This window comes from Bradyrhizobium septentrionale (assembly GCF_011516645.4).
GTDB classification, from domain to species: domain Bacteria; phylum Pseudomonadota; class Alphaproteobacteria; order Rhizobiales; family Xanthobacteraceae; genus Bradyrhizobium; species Bradyrhizobium septentrionale.
Genome location: NZ_CP088285.1, coordinates 4614363 through 4629124, shown reverse-complemented (window position 1 = coordinate 4629124; position 14762 = coordinate 4614363). Strand labels below are relative to the sequence as shown.

The following is a 14762-nucleotide window of genomic DNA, read 5'->3' as shown; positions in this document are numbered from 1 at the left end:
CTGTTGGAGGTTGAGTGAGCGGTACGCATTGTGGGCTGCGATATCTATGCACAGGCTGTGGCTGGGTGTCGGCCTGCATGCTGCGATTCTATCAATGCAATGCCGATCTCCTAACTTGCAACTGGCTAACCTCAGCACGTCGCTTTATCCGGCCACGATAAGCCAGGTCCGAATGATTGTAATATTGGGATAGAGCAACTGCCGGATCGGAATAAATCAATGTATATAGTGTGCATGGATATATGATGTGTATGATCGGAGCTGACGATCGCTTTCCTCTAGTTGCGGGTGTAGCGCGCTTGAGCATCTAGATCTCTCGCAGCCGCTTCGCAACTGGCGTTCTTAAGGGGGGCTCTTTACGGCGCAACCAATAGAGACCATGGCGGCTCAGGATTCAAAGCGGCGCGTGGCGCTGATCACCGGCGTGACCGGGCAGGACGGCGCGTATCTCGCCGAATATCTGCTTGGCCTCGGCTACACCGTGCACGGGATCAAGCGCCGCTCGTCCTCGTTCAACACCGCGCGGGTCGACCATCTCTACCAGGACCCGCATGCCGGCAACGTGCCGTTCCTGATGCACTACGGCGACATGACGGATTCGACCAATCTGATCCGGCTGATGCAGCAGATCCGGCCGACCGAGATCTACAACCTCGCCGCCCAGAGCCACGTCCAGGTCAGCTTCGAGAGCCCGGAATATACAGCGAACGCGGACGCCATCGGCGTGCTGCGCCTTCTGGAGGCGATCCGCATCCTTGGCATGGAAAAGGAGACGCGGTTCTATCAGGCCTCGACTTCGGAGCTCTACGGGCTCGTGCAGGAGGTGCCGCAGAAGGAGACGACGCCGTTCTATCCGCGCTCGCCCTATGGCGTCGCCAAGCTCTACGGCTACTGGATCACGGTGAACTACCGTGAGGCCTATGGCATGTTCGCCAGCAACGGCATCCTGTTCAACCATGAGAGCCCGATCCGCGGCGAGACCTTCGTGACGCGCAAGATCACGCGCGCCGTCGCCCGCATCGAGGTCGGCCTCGAGAGCAAGCTCTATCTCGGCAATCTCGATGCCAAGCGTGACTGGGGCCATGCCCGCGACTATGTCGAAGGCATGCACAAAATCCTGCAGGCCGACGAGCCTGATGATTTCGTGCTCGCGACCGGCGAGACGCGCTCGGTCCGCGAGTTCGTCGAGCTGGCGTTTGCGGAGGTTGGTCGCAGCATCGAATGGCGCGGCAAGGGCGTCGACGAGGTCGGCGTCGACAAGGCGTCCGGCAAGACCCTGGTGCAGATCGATCCGACCTATTTCCGCCCGACCGAGGTCGATCTCCTGATCGGCGATGCCAGCAAGGCACGCGCCAAGCTCGGCTGGGCGCCGAAGACGCCATTCGCGCAGCTGGTGAAGGAAATGGTCGCCAGCGATCTCGCTGAGGCCAGGCAGGACGCGGGCAATGGCAAGCACGTTTGAACTGAAGGGTAAGACGGTTTTCGTCGCCGGCCATCGCGGCATGGTCGGCTCGGCGCTGATGCGCCGGCTGGCGCGCGAACAGGCCGATCTGCTGACGGTGTCGCGCAGCGAGGTCGATTTGCGCGACCAGGCCGCGGTGAACGTCTGGTTTGCCGCGAAGCGGCCGCAGGCCGTGTTCCTCGCCGCCGCCAAGGTCGGCGGCATCGTCGCCAACAACACGCTGCGGGCCGAATTCCTCTACGACAATCTCGCGATCTCGACCAATGTGCTCCAGGCCGCCCATGCCAATGGATGTGAGAAGCTGATGTTCTTCGGCTCGTCCTGCATCTATCCGCGCCTGGCGCCGCAGCCGCTGCGCGAGGATTCGATGCTGACCGGCCCGCTGGAGCCGACCAACGAGCCCTATGCCATCGCCAAGATCGCCGGCATCAAGATGGCCGAGGCCTATCGCAGCCAGTACGGAGCCGATTTCATCAACGTGATGCCGACCAACCTCTACGGTCCTGGCGACAATTATCATCCCGAATACAGCCACGTCGTCGCCGCGCTGATCCGCCGCTTCCACGAGGCCAAGGTCTCAGGCGCAACCAAAGTCGTGGTGTGGGGCACCGGGACGCCGCGCCGCGAATTCCTCTATGTCGACGATCTCGCCGACGCCTGCATCCACCTGATGAAGACCTATTCCTCGCCGGACCTGGTCAATATCGGCACCGGCGCAGACATCACCATCGCCGAGTTCGCACTCTTGGTGGCGGCGGCCGTCGGCTATCGCGGTGAGATCAGCTTCGACACGTCGCGCCCGGACGGCACCCCGCGCAAGCTGCTCGACGTCAGCCGTTTGGCCAGGCTCGGCTGGCGTGCCCAGACCTCACTGGAGGAAGGCATTAAGTTGACGTACCGGGCGTATCTCGGCCAGAGCAATAAAGGCCACCAGAGTGATCCAGCTCATCCCCGGCAAGTGGGCTTAAGGGAAGGCAATCCTGCACGACGAGTCCGCGGCGACTCTCCCGGCCGTCCGTCAGCCCAGGCCACTCGGTAATAATCTACTCCGTGAACGGCCTTCTTCTCAACACAGCGACCGGTTGGATCCTCACCATGTACATGCTGGCCAGCATGCGGATCAACCGGCTTGCATCACGACGCAGAATGATCATGATCGCGGATGTGTTGTTCTACTCCGCCGAAGTCGACAGTTGATAAGCGCGATCTGAAGTCGATGCTGAGCCGCGATCGATCATTGAGTTGGAACGCGCCAATATTCCTCTTCAGCCATGTCCAGCGATAGTCCGTCATCAGCACCCACGGCGATAGCGTGACGATGCAGAACTACGAGAGACGGAAAGCCTTTGAGGATCTTTTGTTTTCCAAGCTAGTTTAGCCTGAAGGCGCCAAAAATCGAGCGCCACGGTGTCAGCCGCCGCGGCGAGCCTGATTAGCACGAACGCAGGAATCGTATGCGAGCCTCTTCTACGCGAATTGCGCGACGGCACCGGCCGCGGCCGGCTCGACTCTTGGGCATATTCGCGAGCGGACAACGACAACCCAAGTTGGCCGCATTGAACTTGCTGTTAGAGCGCTACCCCTCGCCTCCATTCGCACGCTGACGCGCGCGCCGAGCTTTGCGAAAGCTCCTGTCCGCCGCCATGAACCTCGCCAGCATAGGTGCGATCAGCTTGGCTGGATCCTGAACGGGTTGTCCCGTTTCCTGGGCCAGGATTTCAGCGTAGGCAGCGAGGTCCCGGTGGACGCTTGCCGGCAGTTCGTGCGCCACTTTGATCGGTTTGTCGTCTTCGATCGCTCCAAGCTTGAGCTTTGCCATCGCGTTATCCTATATATGGTTCGAGCATCAGGTCGCGGTTGACGATCACCCTCACCGGGAATCCCTGGCGGATCGTCAACGTTGGCTGGATGTTGAGATTGCGGCGAACCAGCTGCTGTCCTGTCTGATTTGCGGAATCCTCCGCTCCACGCCGGAGCGCAGCAATGAGGTCGCTGTTGGTGTTGCCTGCGTCCGCGCCCGAATTGACCTCCGTGCCAACAGCGAGCAGTGTCGAAACCGCTGCTGCGCCCAAGAGCTATTTCCAGTGATTGTCGACCTCGTCCTCGAGGCCGGCGTATCCAGATGCATCTGCGCCAGGCTGCCGTTCCAGGACGATCGAACGCCCGTTCGGCATAATCAGCCGCGTCCAAACCAACAGTACGCGCGACTGGCCAAATGCCACCTGGCTGTCGTAGGTGCCGATCAGCCTTGCCCCCTGCGGGATAAGGCGCGCTCGCCGCGTTGGACTGTCATAGACAGCTTCCGTCACCTGCGCCGTGATCTGCCCCGGCAGATCGGATCGAATGCCCGTGATGAGAGCGGCCGGAATGACTGTGCCGGCCTGCACCACAAACGGCGAAGCTGGCCTCACGAGGCGATCCGGACTGGTCGTCCGGCGGTCGACGGATGCGCTGACGAAGGCAAGCTTCCGTTCCTGGCCATTCTGGGCGAACGTTTCATCAGATGATGTCGTGGCATTCGAAGGCGTTTCATTGGCCGATGTCACAGCAGTTGAGGGACGGACATTGGTGCTGGCACAGACCTTGCTGGTACGCGCCGACTTGTGCTTGTCGTGAGGGTCGATCACACGCAACCCCGCTGACGCAGCATGTACCACATCAAGAAGGTGCTTCATTCTCATATGATATTCGCCGGTGCCACGGCCGAACGCAGCTTCTAAGACCGTGCCTTCTGCTTCTCAGTCAACCTGAATAGCGTTGGCTACATCGTCTCGTATTTTCCCGTACATGTGGATGATGCGCGAGCCACCGAGAAACTGCTCTATGAGAATCCGGTCGTGTCCCCAGTGATGGTGTAGCTCGGTAGAGCAAAGCCGCCCGCACGCGCGCCTCAAATAGCGCCGTAGCGGGCGGGCGGCTTTGCGGTGGTCATCGGCAGTTCTCCGGTAGGATCGGGTTGCGACACGCCAACGCAACCGAGGAATCACCGATGACCGACGATATGATGAACCTGCGCACGCTCGTGGAGAAGACCCCCGATGCCGATCTGTTGCGCGAGATGATCGTAAGCGCTCCTTTCTACGCACCTATGCAGTTGAGCGCGGGGATGGGATGAGGTGTCCACCATGAGCGAGGTGGACACGATCGATGATCACTCCAGAAGAACCTTTGAGACTTGAGACGGTCGGCGTGTTGCGCAATGGCCGGCGTCGCTATGATCCGGCCAGCAAACAGCGGCTGGTCGAGGCCTGTCTGCAGTCTGGCGTGTCGCTGGCGGGGCTTGCGCTGCAACACGGCGTGAACGCGAACCTGCTGCGCAAGTGGGTGGCCAAGCGACAACTTCAGAACGGGGATGGCCAGCCGGAGGCGCGGGCGCCGATTGCGCCAGCCTTTATTCCGGTTCGCGCGCCGTCGCCGTCGCCAACTCGATCTGCTGGCGCGATTGCGGTTTGCGCGACGGAGCGATCCTGTGCAGGGCGGCTGACGGCATCGATGCCCAACGGCGTGACGCTTTCGCTGGAAGGCGGCGACGCGCAGTTGCTGTCGGCGGTGATTGAAGCGCTGGGGCGTTGCGATGTTCCGACTGGCGTCTGATCTTCGGGTCTACCTTCACCGCGAACCGATTGACTTCCGGGCGGGCATCAACAGCCTGGCGATCGTGGTCGAGCAGTCGATGGGGCTGGATCCGTTCCAGCGCGCGGTGTTCGCGTTCTGCAATCGTCGCCGCGACCGGATCAAGCTGCTGATTTATGATCGGTCAGGATTTTGGATGCTGCTGAAGCGGCTGGAGGCCGACAGATTCCACTGGCCCCGAAGTCAGGAGGCGGTGCTGACGCTGACGACGGAGGAGCTGCACTGGCTGCTTGACGGCATCAACATCGCGGCGGTGCGTCGTCATCCGGTGCGGCAATATCAGAGCGTGGGCTGAGCGTGTTCGATGCGGGCGGCGTCATCGGGCTTCGGCATGGCCGTTCTCAGATGACGCGGCCGAAGACATGACGAAGACATGGGAGCCCGGTTGACGCGGCGGCATGACTTCGATTCAAGACTCCGATGAGTCGCAAGCCCACGACGCACGAACTGGAAGCCTTGATCGCGGCGCACGCGGCCGAGATCGCGGCGCTGAAGGCCGAAAACGAGAAACTCGCACAACGCGTGCTGCATCTAGAGGAGCAGTTGCGCCTGGAGCGCCTGCACCGGTATGCGCCGAAGAGCGAAAAGCTCAAGGAGCGCATCTTCAACGAAGCCGAGCAGGCCGCCGCTGAAAGCCGGGACGACGACGATGTCGAGGCGGTCGCCGTGCCGGACACGGGATTGCCGGAGGCTCCAAAGCCGGCGCCGAAGGCACGCGGCCGCAAGCCGCTGCCTGACGATCTGCCGCGCCAACGCGTCGAACACGATCTGGGTGAGGATCAAAAGGACTGTCCGTGCTGCCATAATCGGATGCATCGGATGGGCGAGACCGTCACCGAGCAGTTGCACGTCGAGGTCAAGGCGTCGGTGCTGCAACATGTGCGGTTCAAATATGCCTGCCGTCACTGCGAGCGCACCGCGCTGAACACCCCGATTGTGACCGCGCCGATGCCGGCGCAGCCGCTGCCGGGTAGCGTCGCCACGCCATCGACGCTGGCGCTGGTGCTCGCCAACAAATACGTCGACGGCACGCCGCTGTACCGTGTGGCGGACGCGCTGGGGCGCGCCGACGTCAGCATCAGCCGCGGGACGCTGGGCAACTGGGTGATCCGGGCGAGCGAGTTGCATCTGCATCGGGTCTATGACGCGCTACAGCAAAAGCTCATGTCGCAGCCCCTGGTCCACGGCGACGAAACCTGGGTCCAGGTTCTTAAAGAGGACGGCCGTGATGCGCAGGCCAAATCCTTCATGTGGGCCTATCGCAGCGGCCAGGACTGCGCGCAGCCGGTCGTGCTGTTCGATTACCAGCCCGGTCGCGGCCAGCAACATCCTCAGGCCTTCCTGGCCGGCTATCGCGGCTTGTTGATGAGCGACGGCTATGACGCCTGGCGCACGCTGACAGGCGCGACCCATCTCGGCTGTATGGCGCATGCGCGCAGGAAATTTACCGATGCGCTCAAGGCCAGGACAAAGCCTGGCGGTCCGCCATTGCAGGCGCTCAAGTTCTTCGAGGCGTTGTACGAGGTCGAGAGGGTGGCGCGCCAGACGCCGCCCGACGGCGAAACGCGCGCCGCATACACCTTGCGGCTGCGCCAGCAGCATAGCCTGCCGGTATTGGCCGCCTTCCGGACCTGGCTCGACGACCAGGCGCCGAAGGTGCTACCCGAAAGCTTGACCGGCAAGGCGATCGCCTATGCACGCAACCAATGGGATTATCTGACCCGTTACACCAGTGACGGTCTCGCCCCGATCGATAACAATGTTCTGGAGCGCGACATCAGGCCGTTTTGCACCGGACGAAAAAGTTGGCTGTTCAGCGACACCGTTGCCGGCGCCAAGGCAAGCGCCGTGATCTACAGTTTGGTGCTGACATGCCGGGCATGCGGCGTCGATCCCTATGCATGGCTACGTCACGCGCTCACCGAATTGCCCCAACGCGCGCCAGACGCCGATATCGAAGATCTGTTGCCGTTCAATTGCACCGCTCAAAAAAACCTGCCAGCTGACAACGACAGCGGCTGACCGTCAAACGCTCAGGATCAATCAAGCCGTTCCGATGATCCCGCTGGGCCCCGGCGCCACGCGACGCCGCGGCCAGCCGCGCGCGCAGCCTGTGCAGTAAAATGCGCGCTTACAGATGATCGGCTTTGCCGCCCAGCGGCTGATGGAGCTGGAAGTCGAGGGCCACACCGGGCGGCCTACGGCGAGAAGAACCCCGAGCGTCTGGCGCAGCGCAATGGCTACCGCGACCGGATCTGGGAGACCCGCGCCGGCGCGGTCGAATTGCGCATCCCCAAGCTGCGCAAGGGCTCCTACTTCCCAGGCTTCCTAGAGCCGCGCCGGATGGCCGAGAAGGCGCTCACCGCCGTGGTGCAGGAGGCCTACGTGCAGGGCGTCTCGACCTGTTCGGTAGACGACCTAGTGCAGGCAATGGGGATGAGCGGCATCTCCAAGAGCCAAGTGAGCCGGCTGTGCGGCGAGATCGACGACAAAGTAAAGGCGTTCCTCGCCCACCCGATCGAGGGCGACTGGCCGTATCTGTGGATCGACGCCACCTATGTGAAGGTGCGCCAGAATGGCCGCATCGTCTCGGTCGCGGTGATTGTCGCGGTCGGCGTCAACAGTGACGGCCACCGCGAGGTTCTCGGCATGGATATCGGTCCCTCCGAGGCCGAGACGTTCTGGACGGCGTTCCTGCGCAAACTTGCCCGCCGCGGCCTGCGCGGCGTCAAGCTCGTCGTCTCCGACGCCCACGAGGGCATCAAGGCCACCGTCGCCAAGGTGCTCAACGCCGGCTGGCAACGGTGCCGCGTGCACTTCATGCGCAACGCGCTGGCGCACGCCGGCAAGAGCGGGCGGCGCGTCGTCTCCGCCTTCATCGCCACCGCCTTCGCCCAGGACGATGCCGAAGCCGCAACGGCGCAGTGGCGTAAGGTCGCTGATCAACTCCGCCCCAAGCTGCCCAAGCTTGCCGACTTCCTCGACGAAGCGGAGACCGATGTGCTGGCCTACATGAATTCCCGCCGCAACATCGCACCAAGCTGCACTCCACCAACCCAATCGAGCGCCTCAACGGCGAGATCAAGCGGCGCACCGAGGTGGTTGGCATCTTCCCCAACGAGGATGCCATCGTCCGCCTCATCGGCGCGATCCTGCTCGAGCAGAACGATGAATGGGCCGTCCAGCGTGCCCGTTACATGACACTGGAAACCATCGCGCCGTTGAGTAAGGCGTCGGGTTCGCTCGCGACCTTTGCTTCCTTCAGGATTTTACCCTGGGCATCCACAACGCACACGCTCGACAGTTCCAATGACACGTCGATTCCGGCCTAGTTCTCCACGGCAACCCTCCGTCTCCGGATGCTTGGGCCGACTCAAGTCGTGACCCCGTTTGATCAGGGGACAGCCACCATCATGCCCCCTTTGCTCGGAGCAGGGCCCCTTACCGCATCTAGCCTGACCAGGCCGCGCTCTGCGGCTGATCGGTCGTCTTGAGCGATGCTTCGAGTTCTGCGATTAGCGCGCTGTGCCTGTTCTTGTCCGCTATTGGCGGGCAGCTATCGCCGATCGCAATTGGCTTTCGAAGATGAGCGATATCGGCAGCGACAAATTCGTCGAGTGTCATGGCAGTCACCTCCTTTCTGCCTGACATCCGCAGCATGAGAGGTTAAGAGAGCGTAAAGACCTAGCGTCTCGCCCATAGGGCTGAGAAGACCTTCGCCTTTCCGCGCGGCATATGCCTAGCGCCTATCAGCCCCAACAGAATGACTTTGGCATGCATAGACGACAGTGCGGTGCTGCGCGGCGTTGATAAGTCCGGTGGCTCCGGATTTGCAAGATTATCGGAGCGAGCCGGCCTCACATAGCCAGGACTCTTTCCAAGGTGCAGCAAGATGGATGGTTGGATAGTGACGGTCGCCATCCTCAAGGAAGACAGCGACGACGAACAGGCATGTAACCTTGCGGTCAGCCGTGAAGCTGCCCCTGAAAGACTGCGGGGGCAAAGGCCGCAATGCTAAACTGCCCGATCGAAGAGAAGCAGTTGCAAAGGCCCGGCGTGGAGCCCGGCGAGCTGATCGCTATACTCGATGACTAGATCGATCCAATCATCTCGCGACCCCAACGTCACTAAAAGCGCTGCACGTCTGATCTCGCTCACCCGCGTCCGATTGATGACATGTGTCCGGAAGCCGCCATTTGAATTGCGAGTAATTGCTCGGGCCAAAGCTGGAAGCGCTGCGTTCTGCCTCTCCTTCAAGCAGAGTTGCATTTCGACTATTTGGCACGCCGGTTGCTACCCCCTTATGGCTTGGTTGCTTACTGATGAACCTCGTGAGACGGCCAAGTCTCCACCAGCAACTCGTGCGGGCGGCTCCTTCCGCCGTCCGCACGCTTTTCACGGTGCTGGCCTTAGCGCCGCGCTTCGTGTGGATCGTGACCTGTGGAAAGGCTGCGCAGCTTTTCGCCTCTTTTGCGTCGCGACGGTCTGGCATGCGAGTTGCTGAGGGACGTTTGGACTCGGCTTCTCATACTTTCGCGCAACCCCCATGAGATGGCGAAGTCCGCGCAGCCTTGCGCTAGCGCGAGCGGCTCCTCCAGCCGCTCGCGCTTCTTTCGGTAGCATCGGCCTAGTGCACGCTGTGGAGATCATGCCATGACCCGTGAAGGGGCGTTGAAGATCGCCATTGAGGCGCTCACACAATGGTCTCAAGGGAAGGTCGCAACGGCCGTCGTGCTTGCCGCGATCGCGAAGCTCGAAGCGCGTAGGCCGACACCTAGGCGGCCTCCAAAACGGAAGCTTTCTTCCATAACGGGGATGCGCGCGTTAAAGTTACGCCCTAGCAATGTCAGGCCCCTAGGGTCGCGCTGCCATCCTCCGGATATCGAGCAGGAGTACACCGAAGTATTCGAAGAGCGCGAGATCGCTGCATATCACGAGGCGGGGCATGCAGTGATTGCTCGCGCACTAGACATAGAGGTCGCGTGTGTTGCCATCATTCCATTTATGGGTCGCATTGGGCACGTGTGGCACGAGAAGGCCAGTCCCAAGACTGAAATCTTGATCACGATGGCAGGGCCATTCGCGGAAGCTCGCTTCACCGGCCGGCTGCTTTGTGCTGGCGATGACGAAGCCAACATCACCAGCGCAATGACGCAATTGCCGGAGCCGCGCGAGCACTATGAGGCGAAAGCAAAGACGCTCGTGGCGGAAAGCTGGCGCGCTATCGAAATTGTCGCGGAAGAACTATTGATCGGAGCTGGCAGGCTCTACGGCCCGATGCTTGATTTGGCTATTTGCTGCGCTGCCCCCGGCGTCCCCTAGCGATCGATGATCCCGGCGAGGATGGCTTTGGCGCGCACGGAGACGGCCATGTAGTGCTGTGCCGCTTTGATAGACTTGAGCCTTCCCGGGTCATTCTGTGCGATGTTGGGATCAGATAGGAGGCGCTGGAGCCGCGCTCTGCGCCACGCCTGCACACGGCGGAGGCGTGGCAGGATGGCCGGCCGCGCGACAGTGTCGATCCGCTCAAACTTGCTCGCCACGGCGGCTTTCCTCCAAGTCGTAGCCTAGCGCAGCTCGCGCTACGCATGGAAGAGGGTCCCGTGATCCTACGGACTTGGCCGCCACGGATTTGCAATCCTCCCATTATTGGGAGGTGGCTACTAGGCGTGGATGCGTAGAGTAACCGCCTGTCTTGAATATCGGACGAGTGAGATGGCAGCAGGATGGATGGTTTCAATCGGCGTTCCCAAAGCCGACGGCAAGCTTCGATATGTAACCTATGCGGTCGCAATGGCCGATGCGACAGAAGCCGTAAAGGCTTCGTTGGCGGCCAGCGCGGGCGAAGCAGCGATCTCGAATTCCGAACTACGCGAAGCTGACTTGAAGGGCCTCGGCGTAGGAGCTGGCGAGCTTGTGACCATATATGATGATCGGAATGATCCGCTGATCTCACGGACGTGGAGTCCTGATACCGGCTAGGATCGAGCCGCCCCAATTCTCAAGGCACCGCTGACCAGAGCCTTTCGGGCCGCGTGCGGTCGTTTGGCACGCTCGTTGCTGGGCTTGGTTGCTTGGCCCCGATGTCGCGGGACACCAAATCGTCAAAGTCAGAACTGGCGCGGGCGGCCGCGATGGTATTGCCAGCGACCCATCATAGGTTTCTCTCGGCAGAGATAAAGCGCATGATCAAACACCGAATGCTTTTCAAGCAAGCAAAGCCCCTTACTGACCGTCTGTTGGAAGAGGCGGCGCGCTTAAGGAACTGCGCTGACCAGATGCCGGCATGCCCAAAGCGCGATGCGATATTGCGCAAAGCGCGGGAGCATCAAGTGACTGCCCACATGGCAGATTGGATTAGATCGTCCGGGATTAGGTGCCCAACTTAGCCGGCGGCCCTCATCTTACCCCGTGGAAGCTTCAACCCGAGACGCGATGAAGGGTGTGGTGGTAGTCTTCCGTGCGATGCGCGCCGATCGGGTGAAGATTGTCGTCTGAGATGGCAGCGGCCTTGTGATGTACTGGAAACGGCTGGATGGCGGCGGCTTCAAATGTCCTCCCATCGTGGCCGGCGTCATGCGGGTGAATGCCGCGCTTCTGGCCGGCATGGATTGGACGCGCATGCACGCGCCTCGAATCTCTCAGCCGAAAGCGCTTTGCGTAGGACATAAAGTCTTCGCTGCATCGTGGCGCGAAGCATGGCAGACTCGGGCCAATGAGTGATTTACCTGATGTGCTGCCGAGCGATCCAGCCGAGTTGCGTGTCTTTGCCGCGGCTCTACTGGATCGCTGCGCCAGGCTCGAGCGGCTGCTCAAGCTTGCAAAAGATGCGAAGTTCGGTCGATCGTCGGAAAAGCTGGACGCTGCTCAGCTTCAGCTTGGTTTGGAGGACATCGAAGAGGCCGTCGCGGCTCTCGAAGCAACCGAGAATCACGCCAATCCAAGAACCTGCGAGAAGAGAACTTCCAAGCGCGGGGCCAATCGTGGCAAGCTGCCGGAGCATTTGCCACGCATCGTCGAGACCCTGATGCCCGCTGCAACCTGCTGCCCGTGCTGCGCAGGCGTCCTTTTTGAAATTGGGAGCGATGAGAGCCAGAGGCTCGGCGTCGTACCGGCGCAGTATCGCGTAATTGTCACTCGCCGGCCCAAACTGGCCTGCCGCGCTTGTCATGGCGTCGTCCTCCAACATGCTGCGCCCGAACGATTGATCAAGGGGGACTGCCCACGGAGCGGCTGGTCGCGCATGTGATCGATGCCAAGTATCATTGGCATTTGCCGCTTTATCGCCAGGCAGATGTTGGCGACGCACGGCATCGCCATCGACCGTTACACGCTCGCCTTCTGGGTCGGCTACGCCGCCCAGGAGCTGGAACCCTTTTGGCATGGTTTGCGCGAGATTTTGCTCGCCTCTTCGAAGCTTTGTGTCGATGAGACCCCGGCGCCGGTATTGGATCCGGGGCGCGGCAGGACCAAAACCGGCTACTTCTGGGCGCTCTCGCGCGATGACAGGCCTTGGGCCGGATCTGACCCACCTGGCGTGGTTTACGCCTATGCACCAGGCCGTGGGGCCGTTCATGGCTTGAGGCTGCTTGAAGGATACCGGGGCATCATCCATTGCGATGGTTATGAGGCCTACAAGACCATGACCCGAGAGACGCGTGCGGACGCCCTGTCCGGTACGCTTGCCTTCTGCCGAGTAGGCGGGGGTGTTGCCATCCCCGCCCCTCACAGACCCGGACGAGCGGATTACCCGCATCCGGTTCTTCACGCGCAAGCTTCGCTCACGAGACGGCAGCATATTGGTGGACGATCTTGGCTGTTGGCAGTGGGTATCGCGCGAGCATGGCCCGGAAGCGCGTCCACGGCAGATTGCTGTGGCGGCCACGCCGTGCGAGCCATTTCCTCCATATCCGCGTGACTTGGTGGTGGTACCATCTGATGCGTCGGCCGTTTCCGGAGATGCCGTAGTAGGCGCAGTGCCCCCGGATTACCCGTGACAGATGGGCGTGCTGCTCCCTGAACGAACAGTGCAGGTTTTGCCGACACCATTCCATCACAGAAGCCAGCGCGCGTGCGTAACGGTCTTTTGCCGTTATCTGACGGACGACATTCTTGCCTTGCCTCGACAGACCCCACACGTGGGTGAAGCCAAGGAAGTTGAACGTGGTCCCCGCCGTCGCAGGATGACGCCCGCCTGGGCGTTTGAACCGGAAGTCTACGAAGCGAGTCTTGGTCGGATGGAGTTGAAGCCCATACCGATCAAGCCGCTTGGCCAACACGTTCAGCAATCGCTTGCCGGACAGGTGGTCCTCAAAGGCAATCACCGCATCATCAGCGTATCGAACCAGTTGGCACCGCCCCTTGAGCCGCGGTCGCGCCACCTGCTCGAACCATTCGTCCAGCACATAATGCAGGTAGATGTTTGCAAGCAGTGGCGAGATCACGCCGCCTTGGGGCGTTCCAACAGTCGTGCGGCGCAGGATGCCCTTTTCGAGCACCCCCGCCTTCAGCCATTTATCAATCATCCTCCGGACGACACCGTCCGTGACTCGCTGGTCGAGGAATCGGCGCAAGTGTGCGTGGTCGATGGTGTCGAAGTATTTCGAGATATCGACGTCCACCACCCAGCGCAGCCCTTGTTCCATGAACCCGGTACGTAGAGCGTGCAGGGCGTCATGGGCCGATCGTCCCGATCGGAACCCGTACGAGCACGGCAAGAAGTCCGTCTCGTAGATCGGCTCTAGCAGCAGGAGAATCGCCCGCTGCGCCACCTTGTCTTCCAGTGTCGGGATGCCCAGCGGCCGTTCCGTGCCATCCGCCTTGGGGATGTAGTGCCGTCGCACCGGCGGCGCGATGTAACGGCCGGATTTGATGCGCGCCAGGAGATCATCAAGATTGACCTCCAAGTTCGCCTCATAGTCCGTCGCCATCATGCCGTCGACGCCGGGCGCGCCATCCTTGCGCGTCAGACGATAAGCCTCGAGCATCCATTCACGGTCGATCAGGTGATGCAGCGCGGTCAGCACCCGCTCGGGATGTTGCCTCGCCAGATCGGCTATCCATTGTCGTTTCGTGGACAGGTTTGCGGGACTCAGGGTTCCCTCCCGTGTTTCTCGTCAATGGGTCTTAACGCGTGACGGCTCCCTTCCCTCCAGCGGGTCCCGGTGAGCCCAGTTCCCCGCCTTCCTCGGTACTACGAAGCCGCTACGACTTCCCGCCGCGCATGTCCGTCAGCTTATGTCTTCGCCTCGGGATTCCACATGCCTTGGTGTTTCGTGTTCGCGTCTGCGCTCCCGATGTTCGCCAAGTCGGTCATCGGGCCCGGAGCATTGTTCAGGCCGGTGCTCCTGTCCGGCCGATTCATGTGGACACAAACGGGACCTCTCAGGTTTCCTGGTGGCCCATCCCGTACCTTTGCCCTGCTCTGAGACCCCGGCCGAACCGGTAAGCCTGACCATAGCGGCTTTCCCAGTGCTGCCCCCGGATCCAACACGGCGAAGGCTTCAGCACGACCATGATTTCGAGGCTGCCACAGGGCTTCAGTACCCGCTGTCTACGCTTCACGAATGACGTTGCCGTCACCCATGCAAGACTCGCTTCCGGCTGGCGGGCTCCGCCTTTGCCGCGAGGGCGTCGAACCCTCTGGGTCACGTTGAAAGGTTTCAGG

Annotated in this window: 12 protein-coding genes and 3 pseudogenes; 10 read left to right on the top strand and 5 right to left on the bottom strand. The window is 61.4% G+C overall.

The annotated features are described in order from the left end of the window. Window positions 1–379 precede the first annotated feature (379 nt). Together gmd and fcl are read left to right on the top strand one after the other, a co-directional pair. Window positions 380–1462: a GDP-mannose 4,6-dehydratase gene (gene gmd / locus HAP48_RS23860; protein ID WP_165124591.1), complete on the top strand. Its 1083-nt coding sequence runs from the start codon at window positions 380–382 to the stop codon at window positions 1460–1462. After that, window positions 1446–2501: a GDP-L-fucose synthase gene (gene fcl, locus HAP48_RS23855; RefSeq protein ID WP_275949210.1), complete on the top strand. Its 1056-nt coding sequence runs from the start codon at window positions 1446–1448 to the stop codon at window positions 2499–2501. Before gmd ends, fcl begins: the two co-directional genes overlap by 17 nt. Before the next feature lie 537 nt (window positions 2502–3038). Here fcl and HAP48_RS23850 read toward each other — a convergent pair. After that, window positions 3039–3281 (bottom strand): DUF2274 domain-containing protein, encoded by a 243-nt coding sequence (locus HAP48_RS23850; RefSeq protein ID WP_029085104.1) that lies wholly within the window; start codon window positions 3279–3281, stop codon window positions 3039–3041. A gap of 4 nt (window positions 3282–3285) precedes the next feature. Further along, window positions 3286–4065, bottom strand: a pseudogene (locus HAP48_RS23845) (TraB/TrbI/VirB10 family type IV secretion system protein); the annotation flags it as partial. Window positions 4066–4451: 386 nt separating this feature from the next. Between HAP48_RS23845 and HAP48_RS50095 the strand changes: the two are divergent. The 5 genes and pseudogenes from HAP48_RS50095 to HAP48_RS23825 all read left to right on the top strand — a co-directional run. Beyond that, entirely contained in the window at window positions 4452–4577 is a 126-nt protein-coding gene (locus HAP48_RS50095) for a hypothetical protein (protein WP_275949209.1), read from the top strand. A 32-nt stretch (window positions 4578–4609) separates the two neighbouring features. Beyond that, window positions 4610–5056, top strand: coding sequence for an IS66-like element accessory protein TnpA (gene tnpA, locus HAP48_RS23840; RefSeq protein ID WP_166205731.1), 447 nt, complete (start codon window positions 4610–4612; stop codon window positions 5054–5056). After that, window positions 5037–5390 (top strand): IS66 family insertion sequence element accessory protein TnpB, encoded by a 354-nt coding sequence (tnpB, locus tag HAP48_RS23835; protein ID WP_166205730.1) that lies wholly within the window; start codon window positions 5037–5039, stop codon window positions 5388–5390. The genes tnpA and tnpB overlap by 20 nt, the downstream gene beginning before the upstream one ends. Window positions 5391–5515: 125 nt before the next feature. Next, on the top strand, window positions 5516–7117 hold the full coding sequence (gene tnpC / locus HAP48_RS23830; protein ID WP_166205729.1) for an IS66 family transposase: 1602 nt from the start codon (window positions 5516–5518) through the stop codon (window positions 7115–7117). 201 nt (window positions 7118–7318) lie between these two features. Then, a pseudogene (locus tag HAP48_RS23825) lies at window positions 7319–8214 on the top strand (IS256 family transposase); the annotation flags it as partial. 331 nt (window positions 8215–8545) lie between these two features. Here HAP48_RS23825 and HAP48_RS23820 read toward each other — a convergent pair. Beyond that, entirely contained in the window at window positions 8546–8719 is a 174-nt protein-coding gene (locus HAP48_RS23820; protein ID WP_165123024.1) for a hypothetical protein, read from the bottom strand. 1029 nt (window positions 8720–9748) lie between these two features. Between HAP48_RS23820 and HAP48_RS23815 the strand changes: the two genes are divergently transcribed. Next, window positions 9749–10417: an FtsH/Yme1/Tma family ATP-dependent metallopeptidase gene (locus HAP48_RS23815; protein WP_165128053.1), complete on the top strand. Its 669-nt coding sequence runs from the start codon at window positions 9749–9751 to the stop codon at window positions 10415–10417. Here HAP48_RS23815 and HAP48_RS23810 read toward each other — a convergent pair. Then, entirely contained in the window at window positions 10414–10638 is a 225-nt protein-coding gene (locus tag HAP48_RS23810) for a hypothetical protein (protein WP_165128051.1), read from the bottom strand. The genes HAP48_RS23815 and HAP48_RS23810 overlap by 4 nt on opposite strands. 172 nt (window positions 10639–10810) lie before the next feature. On the opposite strand from HAP48_RS23810, the gene HAP48_RS23805 reads away from it, so the two are divergent. Both HAP48_RS23805 and tnpC (HAP48_RS23800) read left to right on the top strand, forming a co-directional pair. Next, window positions 10811–11077, top strand: a complete 267-nt coding sequence (locus tag HAP48_RS23805; RefSeq protein WP_156929140.1) for a hypothetical protein — start codon at window positions 10811–10813, stop codon at window positions 11075–11077. 733 nt (window positions 11078–11810) lie between these two features. Further along, window positions 11811–12788 (top strand): annotated as a pseudogene (tnpC, locus tag HAP48_RS23800) (IS66 family transposase); the annotation flags it as partial. An 88-nt stretch (window positions 12789–12876) separates the two neighbouring features. Here the strand turns inward: tnpC (HAP48_RS23800) and ltrA are convergent. After that, entirely contained in the window at window positions 12877–14121 is a 1245-nt protein-coding gene (gene ltrA / locus HAP48_RS23795; protein ID WP_224496549.1) for a group II intron reverse transcriptase/maturase, read from the bottom strand. Window positions 14122–14762: the final 641 nt, after the last annotated feature.

Excerpts from the sequence above, each read along its gene's own strand:
- gmd (WP_165124591.1), top strand. The coding sequence starts at position 380 with ATGGCGGCTCAGGATTCAAAGCGGCGCGTGGCGCTGATCACCGGCGTG.
- fcl (WP_275949210.1), top strand. The coding sequence starts at position 1,446 with ATGGCAAGCACGTTTGAACTGAAGGGTAAGACGGTTTTCGTCGCCGGC.
- HAP48_RS23850 (WP_029085104.1), bottom strand. The coding sequence starts at position 3,281 with ATGGCAAAGCTCAAGCTTGGAGCGATCGAAGACGACAAACCGATCAAA.
- HAP48_RS50095 (WP_275949209.1), top strand. The coding sequence starts at position 4,452 with ATGACCGACGATATGATGAACCTGCGCACGCTCGTGGAGAAGACCCCC.
- tnpA (WP_166205731.1), top strand. The coding sequence starts at position 4,610 with ATGATCACTCCAGAAGAACCTTTGAGACTTGAGACGGTCGGCGTGTTG.
- tnpB (WP_166205730.1), top strand. The coding sequence starts at position 5,037 with ATGTTCCGACTGGCGTCTGATCTTCGGGTCTACCTTCACCGCGAACCG.
- tnpC (WP_166205729.1), top strand. The coding sequence starts at position 5,516 with ATGAGTCGCAAGCCCACGACGCACGAACTGGAAGCCTTGATCGCGGCG.
- HAP48_RS23820 (WP_165123024.1), bottom strand. The coding sequence starts at position 8,719 with ATGACACTCGACGAATTTGTCGCTGCCGATATCGCTCATCTTCGAAAG.
- HAP48_RS23815 (WP_165128053.1), top strand. The coding sequence starts at position 9,749 with ATGACCCGTGAAGGGGCGTTGAAGATCGCCATTGAGGCGCTCACACAA.
- HAP48_RS23805 (WP_156929140.1), top strand. The coding sequence starts at position 10,811 with ATGGCAGCAGGATGGATGGTTTCAATCGGCGTTCCCAAAGCCGACGGC.